The following is a 19,823-nucleotide window of genomic DNA, read 5'->3' on the forward strand; positions in this document are numbered from 1 at the left end:
TTATAGCTCCATTACGTTGATATCGCGTATATTTTCATGGCTGCTGCCAATTACTTCGAGGTAGCGGGCCATATTATCAATGGTACCCAGTTTAAAAAAAGTTTGCAGCGGTATCCTCACAGCAAACTGCTGGTGTACATTGTAGAGCAATTGTGTGGCTAACAAGGAATGTCCTCCCAGTTCAAAGAAATTATCCCGGATACCTATCGGAGAAACCGGCAATAATGACGCCCAGATAGCCGCCAGTTTTATTTCCACTTCCGTGGCAGGGGCCACGGTAACACGTGCGGCATCTACCGGCTGGTCTGGTTCCGGTAAGGCATTACGGTTTATTTTTCCGTTTGCAGACAATGGAAAATTATCTATCACGATAATACGAGATGGCTGCATGTATTCGGGCAGCAATAATTTAAGCGCCTGCTGTAAAGCCGTTTTTTCAAAGCCGCCGGTTGTTGTTATGTAAGCTGCCAGCCACTTATTGCCGGTAGCCTGCTCTTTTACCACCACCTGGGCCTGTAGCACATGCGGCTGTGCTTCTATCACCTTCTCCAGTTCAGCGGTTTCTATGCGGTAACCGCGGATCTTCACCTGGTGATCGCCGCGGCCCAGGTAGGCGATATTGCCATCGGGCAGCCACATGGCCTGGTCGCCGGTCCGGTACACCCGGAAGGGATCATCGGCATGAACCGGGTTACTGATAAATGCTTTTGCCGTTTGACCGGGGCGGTTCAGATAACCCTTTGCCACCTGGATGCCGCCTATCAGCAATTCGCCGCTGATACCCGGCGGTTGCAGGCTTCCTGCCTCATTTACAATATAGAGCTGTACATTATTAACAGGCCGGCCAATAGGCACGCCGGTATTGTATTGGTGCGGGTGTTCCACTTTGATGGCGGTTACGTCAATCGCAGCTTCCGTTGGCCCGTATAAGTTATACAACGAAATATCCGGTAATAACGCCAGGCAGGATGCCGCCAACGCCGGTTTTAATTCTTCCCCGCTGCAAACCACCATCCGTAAGTCTTTGCACAACACCGGGTCTGCTTCCTGCAAAAACACCGATAACATGGATGGAACAAAATGTACCAGCGTAACGCCATAACGGGCCATCAGCTGTTGCAGGTATAACGGGTCTTTCTGTCCATCCGCAAGGGGCAATACCAACGTGGCGCCAATCATCAGCGGCAGGAATAATTCCCAAACCGATACATCAAAACAAAAAGTGGTTTTCTGCAGGAAAACAGCTTGTTCATTAAGTTGCAGGTAGCCGCGCATCCAAAGCAAATGGCTGTAAACGCCGTTATGCAGGTTTACAACGCCTTTGGGCTGGCCGGTAGTACCGGAGGTATAAATAATATAAGCCGCCTGCGTAGCACTGTACAGCCTTCCCGGAGATATTGCGCTGTACGTCGCATAAGGCTGTTCATCCAAAGAAAAAACGGTTACATCCGTAGTTATAGCCGCTGCATATTTCAACTGGGTGAGTACCACACCTGCCCCGGTATCATTAATAATAAAATGAATCCTGGCCTGCGGATACGCCGGATCTATGGGAACATATGCCCCTCCTGCTTTCAGAATTCCTAATAATCCTATCATCATTTCAAATGAACGATCCAGGCAAATGACCACCGGTGTGCCGGCGCCAACTCCCTGCGCAAGCAGTAAATGGGCCAGCTGATTGGATGCCTTATCCAATTCCTCATAACTTAGTACGGCCTCCTCAAAAATCAATGCCACCGCTTTGGGATCACGGGCAACCTGGTTGTTGAAATCATCCAGCAGCGTGCTTTCTGCAGGTATCGCCACATTTGTATGATTATAGCTTTGCAGTAATAAATGTTCTACCGCCGTCAGCATATTTAACCTGCTCACTGCTATATCTGGCGATGATAAGGCAGCAGCCATCAACATTTCGTAATGCGTTCCCAATTGCCGGATGGTAGCTGGCAGAAACAGGTCGGTGTTATAATTGATCACAACGGTAAGTCCTCTTTCTGCCGGCGTTACTTCCAGTGTGAGATCGAACTTGGCTTTTGTTTGCGCAAACTCCACCGGCACTGCATTGGCATCACCCAATTGCAGGTTATAATACGCCTGTTTATCCTGTAATATAAACATGTACTGAAATAACGGCGAGCGGCCCGGATCTCTCGCGCCGCCCACGCGGTCTATCACCTTTTCTAAAGGAACAAACGCATATTTATAGGCAGTAATGAGCAATGCTTTTACCTGTTGAAGTAATACACGGAATGATTGATCCGGCTGGATTTGTGTGCGAACCGCGAGCGTATTGCTGAAATACCCGATCAGCCCTTCTATGGCGGCCTGTTCACGATTGGCCACAGGTATGCCTGTACATACATCAGTTTGCCCGCTATAGCGATAGAGCAATACCTGGAACAGGGTAAACAACCAGGTAAACAAGGTCAGATCTTCTTCGGCGGCCTGTTCCTGAATACGTTGCAAAGTGGTGTGATCAATAAAAAATGAATGATCAGCGCCGTTGTAAGAAGATTGTAAAGGACGCGGCATGTCGGCCGGCAGTTCTAAAGCAGCTACCTCCCGCAGCTGTGTTTCCCAGTACTGAATACCGGCTTCCATCAGCTGTCCTGAAAAAACGGTATGCTGCCAGCTGCTATAGTCTGTATACTGTAGCGCCAGTGGCGGCAGTGAATCGATGGCGCCGTTATATATCGCCATCAGCTCATTCATAAATAATGTATTGGACCAGCCATCAAAAGCAATGTGATGAACCGTTATCACTATATATTCCAACTGCCCGTTCCGCAGTAGGTACCACACCCGTAACGGATGGTCTGCCGCCAGGTTAAATGGCTGTGCCGCATTGGCATGTATGAAAGCCCGGATCACCTCCTCCGCATCATCCGTCATATTTTTTTCGCCGGTCAGCTGCCAGCTGTTTTCCGGCAGCACCAGTTGGTAAGGCTCGCCTGCCCTGGTTGGAAAAACTGTACGTAAAGGCTGATGCCGGTTTGTTAACAGGCGGAATGCATCCGTGAGTTGGGATGTGCCCACCTCGCCATCCACCTGGAGCGCCAGCGTAATATGATATTGTGCAGCGCCTTCAAACTGGTCAAGAAACCAAAGGCGTTGTTGCCCGAACGATAAGGGGATCCGCTCCGGGAGCAAAGTGGCAGGGTGTAACGGCGGCAATTGCGCTGCACCCATACGATCCACATACCGGCCCAGTTCGCGCAATACCGTATGATCAAACAAGGCATTAATGGATACTTCCGCATACAATTGCTGCCGGATACGATTGGCCACCCTGGTGGCCGACAGTGATTCGCCGCCCAGCGCAAAAAAATCGTCGAGTACACCAATATTGCCCACCTGTAATATTTCTTCCCAGATGCTGGCTAAAACACATTCTGTTTCAGTTTCCGGCGCTACATATCCTACCGCAGCTTTGTTAAGCGCATGCGTGCCATCCGGAGAAGGCAATGCGGCATAATTTAACTTGCCATTTGTGGTAAGCGGAAAATGCTCAACAGCAATCCATATGCCCGGCACCATATAATCCGGTAATCTATCCTGCAGGTATTGCCTGAGTACATCATTTAACCCGGAATGCCCCCTGGCAATTACCGGCTGGTAATAAGCTGCCATGCCTTTTCCGGGAAATGCTTTATTTACCAGCGTTACCACTGCCTGTTGTACATCCGGATGGCTTTTCAGCAGGCTTTCTATTTCGCCGGGTTCTATACGATACCCATTAATTTTTAGCTGATCATCTTCCCTGCCCACATATTCCAGCGTTCCATCCGGCAGCCAGCGCGCCAGATCTCCTGTTTTATACATGCGCGCACCGGACCCGGCAAAAGGATCAGCTATAAACCGCTTTGCGGTGAGCGCTTCCTTATTCAGGTAACCTGCAGCCAGGCAATCACCTCCAATGTATAGCTCTCCCTCCGTACCCGGCAATGCAGGACGCAGCAGCCGGTCGAGCAGGTAAATGCTGGTATTAGCCGCCGGCCTGCCAATAGGCACAGAAAGCGTAGTGGATTGCGGATCAAATAACTGGATCATACATCCCACCGTAGCTTCAGTAGGACCATACTCATTGAAAATTTCTATGCGTTCCGCGTAAAGCCGGCAAAAGTCTTTTGCCAGCGCTGTGTCCAGCTGTTCGCCACCGAGTACCAGGATCCTTTTTCCTTCCAGCCCTTGCGGCCATGGGAATGCGGCTTCCAGGAGTATTTTCAGGTGAGACGGGGTAAGCTTCAGCACCTGTACCTGCTCATGCGTAAACACCCGCTGCAGCAGCATGGCCGGGTCCCGTTCATTGAATATAAATAAACACCCGCCGGTGCAGAGTGGCGTAAATATAGCCGTTACCGTTAAATCAAAAGCCGGTGAGGTAAACAGCGCAAAATTGCGAATGGCATCATTGGTATAAGACCGGGCAGCCCAACTTACATAATTATGCAACGATGCATGCTTAATCATCACCCCCTTAGGATAACCCGTAGATCCGGAGGTATAAATAACGTACGCCAGTTCCTGTGGTGTAACAGCCACCGGAGGCGCGTCATCCGGATAGGGATCTGCGCTAAATTCCACGTCGAGCGTTAGTACCGGCGCACCCGTATCCGGCCATTCCATGTACTGCCACATTTCCATCAGCAGCACCTTTATATTGGCATCGTTGATGATGTATTTTTTTCTTTCTTCAGGATAATTGGGATCTATAGGTACATAGGCAGCGCCGGTTTTCAGTACCGCCAGTATGGAAATAACCAACCATTCACTTCTTTCCAGCAAAATACCGGCGAAATCACCCGGTTTCAGGCCATACTTCGCTATCAGGCAGTTGGCCAGTTCATTGGAACGCTGATCGAGTTCTTTATAGCTCAGCGCCATGGCTCCGCAGGATACCGCCACCGTGTCCGGTTGTTGCTGCACTTGCCTGTTAAACAACTCCAGCACCGTTTCCGCGCTAAAGGTAACAGCGGTGTTATTGAAATTATGCAGTAAACGCGCCTGTTCTTCCGGCAATAGTGCAGGCAGCTCACTTAATGGCTGATAAGGATTGGTGGTGATGGCATCGATAATATTTACAAGGCGTGTGGTTAACTGCTGTACAAATGTTTCTCCTACCACAGCAGCCTGGTAGTTCACGATGATATCAAGGTCTGTATCAAAGAAAACAATCAGCACCAGCGGAATACCTGTATCGCCATAGGTAGATCTCAACTCCAGCCGGAACCCGTCATTACAGTTGATCGACGCCATATCCAGCGGGTAATTTTCCAGGGTAAGGATAGAATCAAAAAGATGCTCGCGGGGCTTAATGCCCGTCAGCGTTTTTATTTCATTGTATGCAATAAGGCTATGCGAACCCTGTTCTATTAAACGTGTATGTACGCCCTGTACAATATGAAGCAATGTTTCCCCGCCACCATAATTAAACCGGAATGGAAGAGTATTGATGAATACGCCCATCACATTTTCCACTCCCTCCACCATGGTATCCCGAACAGATACCGGCATTGCGAATACTACATCAGCGGTGTTCAGGTATTGCTGCAGTAACATACCATACGCCGTACAAATCACCGCCGACCTCGTAACCCGGTGCGCTGCGGCGAATTCTTTCAATTTGTTTGCATCCGCTTTGTGTCTCCACGTCAGCACCTTCCCTGCTGCCGCTGCGTGTGGTGGCTGCTGAAATGGTATCTTATTTATTTCGTATTCCCGTAAGTTTTCTTTCCAGTATTTTATAGTGGGAGACGCGCCACTATGTACCGTTATATGCTTCATTGCCTCACGGTATGCCTGTTTACGGGCCGGTGGTACTGCCGCACCGGCCTGCAACTGCCTGTAAGTGGTAAATACTTCTTTCAGCAGGATGCCTGTACTCCACCCATCAAATAAAATATGGTGATGCGTTACGATCAATATGGCCTGCACCGGTGAAATAGTAATTACATGAATGCGGAACGGGGTAAGCTGCAGATCAAAACGCCTGTTACGATCAGTGGCTATAAGCTGATCGATGTTTTTTTGATCTTCAATAAAATGATGTTCAAAAACAAGGTCGCCGGATTTCAATACAATCTGCAAAGGACGTTTTACCTTTTTCCATTCAAAAACAGTCCTCAGTATTTCATTGTCAGCCTGCACTTTACGGAATGCCTGCTCCAGCAGGGCTACGTCAATGGCGCCGCTGATATCAAATACCGCCTGCATGTTATAAAGGTTCGTGCGACTATCTTCCAGGTAATGAAATAACATGCCTTGCTGCGCAAAGCTCAGTTCCAGGATGTCCTGCACATTGGATTTTTCCAGTTTCATGTTGATGCTTTTCTAGGTGAGGCTGCCTGTATCTTTAATCAAACAAGGCATCCAGTTCTTTCTGCGAAATTTGCAGACCATCAAAATCAGATGAGGTAAAATGTATCTCCGTTTCCTGACGGATATGGCGCAAAATTTCTGAAAGCGCATTGATAAACGACCTGGTAAAACGCGCTATACTGGCTGCTTTAAAAGATTTCTGGTTATAAGAGATATTTATATGCAGCCGGTCAGCGATGACCATGCTATTACATTCCAATACCGCAGTAATACGATTTTCGCGCGCGGTCATTACCACACCATGTACCGGCGAAGCGTTGAACATAGGATAGCTGAATCCATTGCTGAGATCACCCAGGTAATTTAGCCGTACCAGCGGAATACCGGCAGCTGTGCTCAACAGGCCATGGCCGATACCGCCTTTTGGAATGGCTCTCATCAGCTCTTTTGTATGCTTGATGAGCGTATCTGAATTGTGATGATAAGATAACCGCAGCGGATACATAGCGGTAAACCAGCCGATGGTACGAACGGTATCCAGGTTGTTTAGCAAGCGGCCGTGGCTTTCCTGTTCTACTGTAAATTCATTGGCGCCGGTCCATTGATGCAGGGCAATGGCCATGGCTGCATTCAGGAGCATCAGTGTATCCGTGGCATAAATTTTATGCGCGTCTGCCAGCAGAAACCGGGTATCTGTTTCGTTAAGTTCACCGGTTTCGTATGCAAGATTCCCTGCACAATGATCGTTAGTTACCATATCTACTGGCAACAACTCCTCACCCGCTTCCTGTTGCTGCCAAAACGGGGCTTCTGCCGCTGCTTGTTCCTTCCACGTGGCAAGCACCAACGTCCAATCAGTTACAGAGGCGGTTTTCGGCGGCAGCAGCGGTTGGTTGCCCGCGGCCAGCTGCGCACAAACCAGGTGCAGATCTTCCAGGAAAATGCGCCAGGAAACGCCATCCATTACCAGGTGATGCGCAGTGATATAAAATTTTGTTCCGTGAGGGGTATGCAAACCAAAGATTCTGATCAGCAGATCGTGATGAATATCAAATGTATAAAGTGGCGCCAGCACCGGATCTTTTTGCACCAGGCCTACCTCTCCGATATCTAATCCCGGCGCTTCGAGCACCACTACCTGTTGCCTGGTATCCAGATGCCGGTTGTTGTAAAACAGCGCCTGCATATCTGCCGTGCAATTCATGCGTAATCCGTCGTGATGCGCAATGAGTATATCCAGCGCAAGGCCCAGTAAATGCGGGTCTGGCGGTTCATTAAAATCGAGCGCTACCGATTGTGTATACATGCCAGGAACCGCCAGTTGTTGCTTTATTAACCAGGAGGCGGCTGGCGGCAGCGGAACTGTTCCCGTAAGTATGCCCTGCGTATAGGCTTTGCTGGTATCGCACGTTTCAACAAACCTGCTTATTTCGCGGATAGATTGCAGGGTGAGAATTATTCTGGCCTGTACGCGAAGTTGCCGGGCAAGAAGCCGGGCTGCCAGCTGTACCGCTTTAATGGAATCTCCGCCAATGGCAAAAAAGTTGTCGGTTACCAAAAGCGCCGGCTGGTTAAAAAAATGCTGCCATACTTCCAGCAGGATTGTTTCTACTTCGCCGACGGGTAGCACCTCTTCTGTAAGTGGCGCCGTTGTTTCATATTTCAGAAGGGCTTCCTGGTCGAGCTTACCATTTCTATTCGCCGGAAACGCTTTACAGTGTGTAAATTTCACGGGAATCATATAGTAAGGCAGCCGCGATACCAGGAAATCCCTTAGTTTCCCGGCATCCGGTATTTCATCTCCCGTATAAAACGCATGTAATATTTTCCCGGGCGCCAGTACCACTACTTCCCGGATACCGGGATATTGCACCAATTGCATTTCTATTTCCTGCAGTTCAATCCGGACACCATTTATTTTTACCTGGCTGTCTGTTCTGCCAATACAGTCAATTAAACCATTGGCACAGCGTTTGGCCAGATCGCCGGTGCGGTACATGACACTGTTTGCGGCAAATGGATTGGGTACAAACCGTTGTGCGGTAAGCGTGTCCAGCCCCTGGTAACCTGCTGCCACGCCTTTGCCGGCAATATATATTTCGCCGGTAACACCAGTAGCCACGGGGCGGAGGTATTTATCCAATAAATAAATCTGTGTATTATAGATCGGCGCACCTATCAGCACCCGGTGGCCGGTATCTGTTAACGGATGGAAGGTGTGAATCATACATCCAACAGTGGCCTCTGTAGGGCCATACTCATTATGTAATGCTACAGGGTGCGGGAATTTTTTGCAGATCTCCATTGCCAGCCTGCTTTCAAATAATTCGCCGCCAACAATAAACTGCCTTACCCTGCTCGCTGTAAATACTACTGCCGGTAATTCTTTCAATAACAGCAGATGCGAAGGGGTGAGTTTTATGATATCTACCTTATTATCGCGTAATACGGTTTCTATCAGCAGCTCATTATCCCTTTCTTCATAAATTACTATGGTATTGCCTGATATCAGCGGGGTAAAAACAGAGGTGAGCGTAAGATCAAAAGATACCGCCGTGAAGAGTGGAAAATCACAGCGTGCATCCTTTACATAATAGTCTGATGCCCACCGGATATAATTACTCAGCGCATCATTCCGGATGATCACCCCTTTGGGATACCCCGTAGACCCTGATGTATACAGCATATAGGCAATATCGTCCGCACTTGCGGTAATGGCTGCCGGCTCGTATAACGGCAATGGCTCATCTGCCAGGATGCAGGTATAATCACAACTTACCTGTGAAAAATGTTCGAGCATATCCTTACTGGTGATCACAACCTTTGCCTGGCTGTTGCGGAGCATGTAGGCGATACGTTCTGCCGGCAGGGTTACATCAATCAGCAGAAAAGCTGCACCGGCCTTCATGATGCCCAGCAGGCCTGTAATCAGTAAGGGAGAACGTTCCAGTAGGATGGCCACCACCTCATTGCGGCCATCAGTCAATGGCAGTAACCTGCCTGCCATGCGGCCGGCAAGATCATCCAGTGTTTGATAAGAAAGCCGCGTGCTGCCCTGCATTACAGCGGTATGATGCGGATGCAGGGCTGCCTGCCGGGTAAAACGTTGCAGGATACCGGCATCCTCCGGATCGGTATCCTGAGTAGCATTGAATCCGTTTATAAAATGATCGCTTTCGGCTGGCAACAACAAGGATACTGTTTGCAACGGCGCATTTATATCCTGTAATATATTTTTCAGCAGCTGTTGAAAATGAGCCGCCATCCGTTGAATGGTACTTTGCTCAAACAGGGAAGTAGCATATTCAAAAGCATATTGGATACCACTGTTGCTATAAAATATTTCCAGGGAAAGATCGTACTTGGCAATTCCCGGATCAAATAATTGCCTCACCAGTTTAAAATCTCCCGTTACAAAATTGTCGGCCTGCATGTCCTGGTAAATAAACATGGTATCAAACAGGGGATGCCTTCCGGGGTCGGCAGCCTGTGCTAAAGACGCTGCCAGGCTGCTGAAGGGATAATCCTGGTGACGGAGTGCGGCGGTAATATGCTGCTGTTCCTGTTGCAATAATTCACTGAAAGAAAGTGTTGCCGGCAGCTCTCCGGAGATAACAAGATTGTTTACCAGCATGCCCATTATACCCGCAGTACCGCTTTGGGTACGCCCTCCCACCGGTATCCCGGTGGTTATATTTTCCTGGCCGCTATAAGCGGCTAGCAACAAACGGTAGGCAGTGAGCAGCATTACGTGCAGGGTGCAATGCTCACTGGCAGCTAAATGGCTTAATGCCGCCGATTCTGCTTTGGTGAAAGCAAAAAACAATTTTTCTCCGCTGCTGTTCCATATCACCGGCCGTTTAAAATCGGTTGGCAGTTCAAGCACAGGCGGCGTTTCAGCCAACTGCTCCTGCCAGTAATCCCCGTGTTCCTGCCGGGCTGGCGCCGATTGCAAAACATCGTGGTAGGTAAATGGCAACGCAGGTAATATTCCGCCGTCGTACAATACCGTGAGTTCACTGATAAAATTGCTGATGGAAATACCATCTGCAATAATATGGCTGATATCAACCCATAAAAAAGTTTCTTCATGCAGGTGCGCCAGCGCAATGCGCAACAGCCACGACGCAGTAAGATCAAAGGGCCGGATCCATGCCTGCAAACACGTATCCAGGCTTTCGTTCATCACCGTCATTTCATCCACACTCAACTTCCACTCCGGCAAAATGGTATATACAGGGCCGTTGTCTGTATTCATAAAACACATGCGTAATGCATCATGCCGTTGTATCAGCTTGTTCACCGCAGCTTCCAGCCGTTCCCTGCTTATTTTTCCCTGCAGCTTAAATGCCACCGGTATATTATAAGCGGTTGACAACGGATCTAATTCGCACGCAAAAAATATCCTGCTTTGGGCCGGCGATACTGCCTGCGCGCCGGTGGGCAGCGCAGCAGATTGCAAACCATCAAACGCATGCGCAGTGAGGGCGGGTACAAGTTCCCTGACTGTTTGATACTGGTATAAGCTGTTTAGCGGCAGCTCTTTACCAAATGTTTGTTGAATCAGCATCATCAGTGTAGCCACTTTCAGCGAGTCGCCGCCGATTTCAAAAAAGCGATCCTCCACCGATACCGGTACACCCAGTACTTCCTGCCAGATAGCCACCATCGTGGCTTCTTCAGGCAACATATCAGTTGTTTGTTTGTTTTGTAATGCCTGTTGGTCGCGGATCTGCTCCATCTCCCCGCGGAATGCGCCTTCCCGGTATTGCTCCAGCAAACGAAACCGCTCTATTTTACCACTGGTTGTTTTCGGAATTTCCGGAACCGGCAGCACATGATCAGGTGCGAAGCCCACTTCCCGGTTAATAGCGGCAATAACGCCGCTTCGTATAGGCATAAAATCCGCTATAGCTCCACGGTACAATACAAATACAATTACTTCTTCCTTACCGGATGCAGGATCGTGCATACCTGCAACGGCTATTTTATTAAGCGCCACCCCTTCCACCTTTTCTGCCACCTCTTCCAGATCATGTGGATAGTAATTTTGTCCGTTGTAAAAAAGGATATCTTTTCTGCGGCCTGTAATGTAAAGATTACCTGCTGCCATAAAGGCAAGATCTCCTGTATGCAGCCAGTTATCGCCGCTTTTAGCCTGCGTGGTGGCTACCTCATCATTGTAATATCCGGCGGTAACATTGCCGCCTTTGATTTGTAATAACCCGATACAGTTATCGGGCAAGGGCTCCTCGTTAGTGTCTACAATCCTTACAGCACAATGTTTCACCGGCCTGCCTACATTCACCACCTTTACGGTGCCTTCCTCGCCGGCATTGGCGGGTATCACCTGCCCGCCTATACGCATATGCTTACGCAGCAACGACAACGACATTGCTTTTTCCTTCAGGTCCGAAACAGATACCGCCAGGCTGGCCTCTGCCAGCCCATATACGGGCAGCATCGCATCCGCGCGCAGGCCATAAGGCGCCATGGCGCTGTTAAACGCTTCGCACAGGGAAATAGAAATAGGTTCAGCGCCATTATAGATAATACGTACCTGCGAGAGATCCAGCTCCCGCGCCGCCTCACTGTTCCAGTGTTTCAGTACATAGTTGTAGCCGAAGTTTGGCGAGCAGAGCACGCTTACCCGGTGCTTCGCTGCCTTTTCCAGCCATAGCGCAGGGCGGCGGATAAAAAGATTTACCGGGATCAGGTAATGCGGGATGTTGCAAAATACAGGGTTCAGGTGAAAACCGATCAGCCCCATATCGTGGGTCAGCGGCATCCAGCTGAGCAGCGAATCAGCTGTGGTATAAGCAGCTGCCGTACTGATGGCATCCAGGTTTAGCAGCAGGTTACGGTGCGTTAACGAAATGCCTTTTGAGTTGCCTGTAGACCCGGAAGAGAACTGTACAAAGGCAATATCATCCGGCTTCGCCTCCCGGATAACACCCTTTTTTCCCGATGCCTGCAACAACGACGGCGCCACCATACGCTGTTCCATTTGTGAAACAATGGCCTGCTGATTTGCTTCAACGGCAAATGCCTTCACTTTCTTCATCAACATAGGATCAATAGCCAGAAAAGGATCATGCAGGCGATTCCATACCGAAAACAATTTTCTGCGCTGATGATCTTTAATGCCCGGTGATAAAGGCACCGGAATAATTCCGCCCAGTAGGCAGGCCCAGAATAAAGTAACAAACGTTTGTGCGTCATCCACCTGGAATATCAGCTCCTGGCGTGGTTTCAAACCTTTTTCCTGCAAATATCCCAGCTGCTGCCATGCATCTTCGTATAGCCTGCGGTAGGAAACATACACTTCCCCTTTGCCATCGGGGATGAACGTTACACCAGCGGTATCTTTTTCACTGCAGTATTGTATTGCATCAATAAGGGTTGCGTAATTCATAGTACCATGCTAACTCCCGGCCACCCGGGATGATGAAAAGGTTTGTGAAATTTTTTCGCCTGTGGCTTCCCTGATGAGGGCCATTGCCAGTACATGTGTGGAATCCACCAGTTGCATACTGTGGCTCATTCCTGTTGTGAGCACTGTTGAAAATTCTGTACACCCCAGGATGATCAAATCGGTACCGCGGCTGCTAAAATAGCCAAGCGCTTTTTCCATCAGCTGCTGTACCTCTGCTGTAACACTGCGTGGGCTGGCTTTTATACCAAAATTCTCATCATACACCATCCGGTGTATTACCTCATGCTGAAAGGTAAAATCCGGCCACACTATCTCGTATCCCATACGTTCCAGGATGGTTCTGTATATGCCCGACCGGTAGGTACCATCTGTTCCCAGCACCCCAACACGCTGTACGTGCGTATACTGGCGCTTTATAAAATGACAGGTTTCCTGCGGCATATGCAGCAGTTTTACCTGGCTGTTGGTATTGTTCAGTTGTTGCTTTACTTCATCATAAATAGCAGGGGCATGGGAAGTATTACAGGCAATACCTATAATGGAAGCGCCGGTTGCCTCCAGCCGCCCAATGAGGCCGGCAATGGCAAAAGCCGGGTTAATATCGGTGTGGCCCTCCAGGAAAGCCGTTCTGTCGGCAATGAGTCCGGGAAAAGATAAAAGCGCCACGGAAAGATGCTCCTGGTCTGTACCGGCAGTGGTTCCGCAAATCAATTCATTAAAAAGCGCTGCCCCCGCCTGCGGTCCCATACCGCCCACAATGCCAATGATAGTATTGTTGCGGTGTATCATAATTGTGCTATTTATCGGGGTAAATCTGCCGGGCAGTTTCCATTGTTTCCAACTTTCCCTGGTTCATCTTATATACCTTATCGGCTACATGAAAATATTGGTCGTCATGTGTAATGGCAATCACTATTTTCCCAGCATCTTTCATTTTTGGTAACAGGTGCAGGTAAAAAAATTCGCGGTAGGATGGATCCTGGTCGGCCGCCCACTCATCAAACAGGTATACCGGATGATCTTCGAGGTAGCATTGCAGCAAGGCCAGCCGCTTACGCTGCCCGCCAGACAAGGCAATGGTGCTGTATTGATTGTTACTGATACTTACCTTATCGTACAGGTTTAATAACTGCAGATAGTCGCTTATTTCGGCTGCGCGATGTTCCAGGTCGGTGTCATAGATTTTTTCAAATAGATGGGCAGGACTAAAAACCGTCGAAAAATATTCACCCAGCCGGGAGCTGTCAACTTTTTTCCCGTTAATCAGTATATGTCCCTGATGAGGTTTATACAGCCCCGTCAGCAGGCGCGACAAGGTTGTTTTACCACTGCCGTTTCCGCCAATAATAAATACCACTTCACCGCTGCTGATCTCCAGGTCTATCGGCCCCACGGCAAAGCTGCCATCCTCCCCTTGCTGGTAGTGAAAACTAACCCCGGCAGCCCGTATGGATTGTACCACCGGATCTACAGGAAGGGTTTGTTTATAGATATCCATCTCTCCGGGAACATCCTGCATAAACTGCTTTACCCGTTTCCAGGCCACCCGTAATTGTAATATGCCGGGCGCCGCGCTGAGTATGCCGTTGATCGGACCGATCAGGTATAGTAGTACGATGACAAAACCGGTAACAACAGCACCGGCAACATCAGGAAACATCCTGGGTATACCAAAAGCGGTGATGCCTAACAGTAGTATCAGCATCGACTCTCCGATCAGAAAAGCATTTACAAAGCGGGTATCTGCTATCACAATATGATCACGGTAAGCAGCAGCGGTACCGGTAATATCGCGTTTAAAGGAAAGACGCTTGTTGTTATGCATACTGAGTTCCTTGAATCCATCTATCAGGCCGTTCAGATGCCCCATAAATACAGTAACCGTATCCCGGGCGCGGCTGTAATAGATATCGGTACGCTTACCTACCACATAGTAAATACCGGCCACAATAATGATCAGTGAAAAAGTAAGCGCCGCTGCCGGCAGTGATAATGCCGCCAGGTAAAGGAAGGCGCCAAAGGCTGTGATGGCGTTGGTAAGTAACATAATCAACATACTGGTAGCATTGCCGATTACATCCACATCATCCTGTAAAGCGGTATAAATCCGCCCGCGTTCTATCCTCTCAAAAAACTGGTAAGAAGTGGCAAATATTTTTTCGATCAGCTTAATCCGTAAATCATAAACCATTCCACGGGTAAGCTTTACCAGGCGTACCTGCACAAACCATCGCCCGGCAAGGTATACCGCCATCGTAAGCGCATAATAAAAGAGCAGGTAACTGATATCATCTTCCACGTTTAAGGCAGAAGTAACCAGGATAATGACTACCATGTTGGCGATACCGGAAAGCATACTTACCAGTACAATACGTGGCAGCATTCTCAGCAGCTGGTCAGGCTCAGGCAGTAACAGGCCAGCCAGGTAAGATATGCAGGTAATGCCTGTAGCAATTAACACCATTACAATCATTGCGGCAAAGCTCTCCGGCATCCATACCAGGATGGAAGTCCAGTTAAACCCTGCAATGGCGCGCGGCAACAGGTAAATACCCAGCATAAAAGGTACTAATAGTAACAAGAGCTGCAGGAACTTCCAGAGTTTGGGTAAAACCGGTCCTGTTAATTTTCTTTTACCCTGAGACGCCCGTACAATCACAAGTACCAGCAAAACGATATTGCCCAGGATATAAAGTGCGAGTAAGAGCGCTATCAGCGAAAAGCTTTTATCGCCCCTGTCGGTAGGTTTGTATTTATCTTCCAGCTTTTCGGCAGCCAGTATTTTCATTACGCGTTCGGCAATGAAACCGGTCAGGTAGCTGTTGGAGTTTGCCAGCAACACCACGCCCTTGTTGGTTTGTGGCCGGAAAACGATGTAAGCGGAGAAATTGGGGTTCAGGCCCGCATGAAAAATGGCGCCGTCTCCATGAAAAGATACTTCCCAACCCATGCCATAGGCGGCCATTCCGTGTAAGGCAACGGTTTCGTCGCGCTGCTGGGTTTGCAGGGCCAGCGGGTATAAGGCGTTGGGCCGGCGCCCCATCTGAAAGAGCAGCCATTTTGCCATATCGTTGGCATCAGCGATCACATAGCCCGCGGCGTTATTACCGCGGAATACCGGCGCATCACAGGCACGTGCCCGGAAAAAACCGACTTTATATCCTGCCGCCATCCTGTTGCTGTCAACAGGTATGCCTACGGAAGAACTATGCATTTCCAGCGGCGCTAACAGCTTTTCGGCTACATATGTTTCAAACAGCTGCCCGGTTACTTTTTGCAGGATCAACGCCAGGATATCATAATTAATTGTGGCATATTCATATTCAGTGCCGGGTTTATGATGAAGCTTTACACCGGCCACTTTTCGCACAGTGGCTTCCAGCATTGTATCTGCATTGCCTGCCGGAATATCCGCAATTGTTTGCCATGGTATGCCGCTAGTATGATGTAACAACTGCGCTATTGTAATAGCCGCAGGCACGTTTTTATAGGTACTGCTACACCATGGCAGGTAAGTGGTTACCAGCGAATCGGGATGTATTTTTCCTGCAGCAATGAGTTGTTGTATAGCCAAAGCAGTAAAGGCTTTGGAACAGGAGCCCAGCTGGAATAAGGTATTCGGGGTAACCGGCATCTTTTTTTCCGCATCCGCATATCCATAGCTCCGCACCACGGGTTGCCCGCCATTTACCATCACCAGGCTGATACCCGGAATATTGCCTTCCTTCATGAGCGATTTCACCTCCCGGTCTACCAGCTGCTGCTTATCCTGCGAAAAAGCAACACTGGTGTACAGCATAAGGAACAAGCCTGCAAAATGCAGGAGATGCTTCGGGAAAAATAACATGTATAAATGGCTTGAGATAATGAAAGTTTATACAACCGCGCCGAGCAGTTGTGCTATAAACCCGGCATGTGCGTGAAGCAGTGCTTCCATGCTATCGAGGTCGAATAACTCATTATTATAATAAAGCTGCACTTCGCCTGCATCCTGGTAAAAATTAAAGAAGAGCGCCAGATCCTGGTAGTTGCCTGCACCAGCAGGTTTGCGGAATGTGATGCCTTCTTCTGTGCGGCCGCTTTGCTGTTCAAAATGCGTTAATGAAATAAATACCGGGATCCGGCTGCCTATTGGCGGTGTGGCATTATAAAGTACAGATTCATAGGGATAGAAAACATGTTTTGATAACTGGTAAAGCTGTTCATCCACGTACTCCAGCAAATCGCCTGCATCTTCTTTTCCGGCGATATTGAAAAAGCAGGGGCCGCCTGTAGCCAGCCATCCGATTGTTTGCATAAAATGCTGATCCGGTCTTTTGGATGCCATAATCTCAAAAACAAAAGTTTCCTGCCCGCTGTGTTGATGAAGCGACAGCATGATACCTGCCACCATCAACGTTAGTAAGCCGGTTTCGCATTGCCGGCGATACCGCTCTATCCGGGTAAAAGTGTCTGTTGGGTAAGCATAATGAATTTCTCCGCCCTCACTCATCTCATACCGGCGGATAACCGGGGCCACAAAACGTTCATCAACAAAAGGCAATTTGTACAACCGGTCTTTTACCTCCGCCACCTTTTGCAGGTGCCGCTGCTCAAAAGCCTGCCGGGCCGGCTCTTTAATCAACCGCAACATGGGCATCCCATTTTTTAATACAGACTCCCAGTAGTTACGGTATTTATCACCCCTGGAGGTGTTCAGCAACTCCTGTTCAAAACGCACGTATGCACTGTATTGCACGGCAGGATCAAATACATGCTGCCCGCCGGAAAGGAACAATGCAGCCATCTCTTTCATGCCGTCAACAAAAAGCCTGGTGGAATACTGATCCGTTACCAGGTGATGGAAAATAAAGTGTACCGACAGGTCATGCGGGGTATATTCCATCACCAAAATACGAAACAAGGGCCCTTGTTCTATATCAAAAGGCGTTAGCAGGGAAGCTTTCAGCATCTCCCTGGCGGCGGCTTCTGCGGCAGCAGGCTCCAGGTGGGTTAAATCTCTCTTATCAAAATCAATAACAAAAGTATCGGGCGTATGAATTACCTGGTATAAGGTGCCGTCGATTACCTGCAGCGTGGTACGAAAAATTTCATATTGTTCCAGCATCCGCAACATGATCTGCTGGTTCAGTTCCAGGTCGAATGCATCCAGCCGCAGCGACAATTCAAGGTTAAACGGCGCTTTATCGGACCGTACGTGGTACAACATCCACTCCCGCCGCTGCGTTGCGCTGCTGGCAAATATTTTAGCTACTGGCATACGGGAAGCATTAAATCCTGCGAAGGAATGGAAAGCAATACGTTTCCCTGAAGAATATGCACACGTACCAGTATTTTACGGGTATTGGCATACTGCACTACTTCACAAGACATCCCTGTAAGCGGCCCGCTGCCTATGCACAGCTTTTGCCCGGGTGGAAAACGCTGCATGGATACTTCCAGCCCCACATTATATGCCAGGGCCATTTTTATATCTTTGATTATATCTTCATGTACTTCGGCGAGCGACTTACCATTACGCACAAAATAAAGTGAACCTTCCATATCAATAACAGAAAAGTAATCCCTTACATGCCTGAGAAAAATAAATATATACGAGGGGAATAGCGGTTCGTCAATGCTTTTTTTCCTATCACCCCATTTCCTGATGGATTTCATCATGGGCAGAAAGGAATCGATCTGCATGTTTAAAAGCCGGGTATTAACTTTTTTCTCATGCCGGGGACGGGTATACAACAAATACCAACCTTCTCTGAAAGTTTGCATATCAAAAGGGTTATCTGCAAAGACCAGTTACAGCGCTTCGCATTGGTTAAATAATTAAACAGCTACCGCTACGGTCAACACCATTTAGTGTTTCCGGGAAAGGATCAGGTGGAGATAGGTTGAAAAAAGGGTTTCCACTATCATCGCAAATTACATTATTCAACAATAACCTGCGCTAGTAGAATCACGAATTTAAGATGCGGTTTTTACTACGTTACAAGTGGATGGGGCAACTAACTGTCTTTTCGTAAAACCCGCTATTATATTAGGTATTTATACTAAAGACTTGTTCAACAGTTTATTCTATTTTGCACGGTATACAATGTGCATTGTAAAGCGGCCAGGTGTGAGCGGCATAAGCGGTAGCTATGGTCTGCAGCGGGAAATACAGCCCCATAGCCAGCTACAACGAGCGATACACAGAGCGTTTGAAACACCACGGGATAAAAGAAGTATCCTCTGCAATGGTGGAATGACCATACAGCTTATACAACGACTGATGATAGGTGGTAAACATCCCGATTTTCCAAAACAACTCTTCCTCATTCAATATACCGCCTGTGTACAATATGTCGTAATCCACATACGCACGCTTGCGGCATGGTTGGTAAGCAGCCGTACTGCGCACCAGTTTAGCTGTATTATAATGATCGTTATGGTCGCGCGGGTTCATTACTACATCTTCTTCCGGGAAACACAGCAGCACATCCTCCAGGGATAATCCATCCGCTTCTTTGCGGATAATAGCATCCAGCGTTTGTGCCAGCTCCTGCCAGTTGTTGTATGCCGCTGTACCGTCAACACTTTCCAATCGCTGTATGTCCCCGCTGGCAAACCTTTCCAGGCTTTGCTGCCCATAGGCGGTAAACCCGGAACCATCGTAAGCGCCATCCGGTAAACGCAGAAAATAGCAGGTGCAATTATTAGCCGTGACGGTAAACAACTGCTTATCGTTAATTTGTACATACGCTTCCTTGTAGGCATAACTTTCGTCGGCCGACATACAAAAAATCATCGAGTCGATAGCTGCCTGTTCACGCGCTTTCCAATACTGCTCTTCTTTGCCCGCGTCGCCTGCGGTGGTATGTACGATCACTACTTTACATGATTTATCCATCATGTCGTTACTTACTTCGGGCGCCATAAACAGTTGCCAGTCATCGGCATGGGCAATAAAGTAGCATCGGATTGTTGGGTTGTGCTGCATAAGGGTAAAGTTGTAAATGGATTAACGTGATCCGGGATTTTCTACAAATTAAAAGTATTCCGATTAAAAAACACAATACCAGAAATTATTTCA

General features: G+C 48.5%; 7 protein-coding genes. All 7 read right to left on the reverse strand.

Annotated elements, in window-relative coordinates; all coding sequences use genetic code 11:
• Complete coding sequence (locus GA0116948_RS00520; RefSeq protein ID WP_089707915.1) at positions 1-6,321, reverse strand: non-ribosomal peptide synthetase; 6,321 nt, start codon at positions 6,319-6,321, stop codon at positions 1-3.
• Positions 6,322-6,355: 34 nt separating this feature from the next.
• Complete coding sequence (locus GA0116948_RS00525) at positions 6,356-12,736, reverse strand: non-ribosomal peptide synthetase (RefSeq protein WP_089707917.1); 6,381 nt, start codon at positions 12,734-12,736, stop codon at positions 6,356-6,358.
• Between the two features lie 9 nt (positions 12,737-12,745).
• Positions 12,746-13,546 (reverse strand): aspartate/glutamate racemase family protein, encoded by an 801-nt coding sequence (locus GA0116948_RS00530; protein WP_089707919.1) that lies wholly within the window; start codon positions 13,544-13,546, stop codon positions 12,746-12,748.
• 7 nt (positions 13,547-13,553) lie between these two features.
• The gene (locus GA0116948_RS00535; protein ID WP_089707921.1) at positions 13,554-16,604 is read right to left on the reverse strand and encodes a cyclic peptide export ABC transporter; all 3,051 of its coding nucleotides are present in this window, start codon (positions 16,602-16,604) and stop codon (positions 13,554-13,556) included.
• 27 nt (positions 16,605-16,631) lie between these two features.
• Positions 16,632-18,017 carry a condensation domain-containing protein gene (locus GA0116948_RS00540; protein ID WP_089707923.1) on the reverse strand — a complete coding sequence of 462 codons (1,386 nt, stop codon included), beginning with the start codon at positions 18,015-18,017 and terminating at the stop codon, positions 16,632-16,634.
• Positions 18,008-18,523 carry a UpxY family transcription antiterminator gene (locus GA0116948_RS00545; protein ID WP_089707925.1) on the reverse strand — a complete coding sequence of 172 codons (516 nt, stop codon included), beginning with the start codon at positions 18,521-18,523 and terminating at the stop codon, positions 18,008-18,010. The genes GA0116948_RS00540 and GA0116948_RS00545 overlap by 10 nt, the downstream gene beginning before the upstream one ends.
• A gap of 403 nt (positions 18,524-18,926) precedes the next feature.
• Positions 18,927-19,730, reverse strand: a complete 804-nt coding sequence (locus GA0116948_RS00550; protein WP_089707927.1) for a PIG-L family deacetylase — start codon at positions 19,728-19,730, stop codon at positions 18,927-18,929.
• Between the last annotated feature and the right edge of the window lie 93 nt (positions 19,731-19,823).

The sequence above is a fragment of the Chitinophaga costaii genome (assembly GCF_900094705.1).
Classification (GTDB): Bacteria; Bacteroidota; Bacteroidia; order Chitinophagales; family Chitinophagaceae; genus Chitinophaga; species Chitinophaga costaii.

Excerpts from the sequence above, each read along its gene's own strand:
- GA0116948_RS00520 (WP_089707915.1), bottom strand. The coding sequence starts at position 6,321 with ATGAAACTGGAAAAATCCAATGTGCAGGACATCCTGGAACTGAGCTTT.
- GA0116948_RS00525 (WP_089707917.1), bottom strand. The coding sequence starts at position 12,736 with ATGAATTACGCAACCCTTATTGATGCAATACAATACTGCAGTGAAAAA.
- GA0116948_RS00530 (WP_089707919.1), bottom strand. The coding sequence starts at position 13,546 with ATGATACACCGCAACAATACTATCATTGGCATTGTGGGCGGTATGGGA.
- GA0116948_RS00535 (WP_089707921.1), bottom strand. The coding sequence starts at position 16,604 with ATGTTATTTTTCCCGAAGCATCTCCTGCATTTTGCAGGCTTGTTCCTT.
- GA0116948_RS00540 (WP_089707923.1), bottom strand. The coding sequence starts at position 18,017 with ATGCCAGTAGCTAAAATATTTGCCAGCAGCGCAACGCAGCGGCGGGAG.
- GA0116948_RS00545 (WP_089707925.1), bottom strand. The coding sequence starts at position 18,523 with ATGCAAACTTTCAGAGAAGGTTGGTATTTGTTGTATACCCGTCCCCGG.
- GA0116948_RS00550 (WP_089707927.1), bottom strand. The coding sequence starts at position 19,730 with ATGCAGCACAACCCAACAATCCGATGCTACTTTATTGCCCATGCCGAT.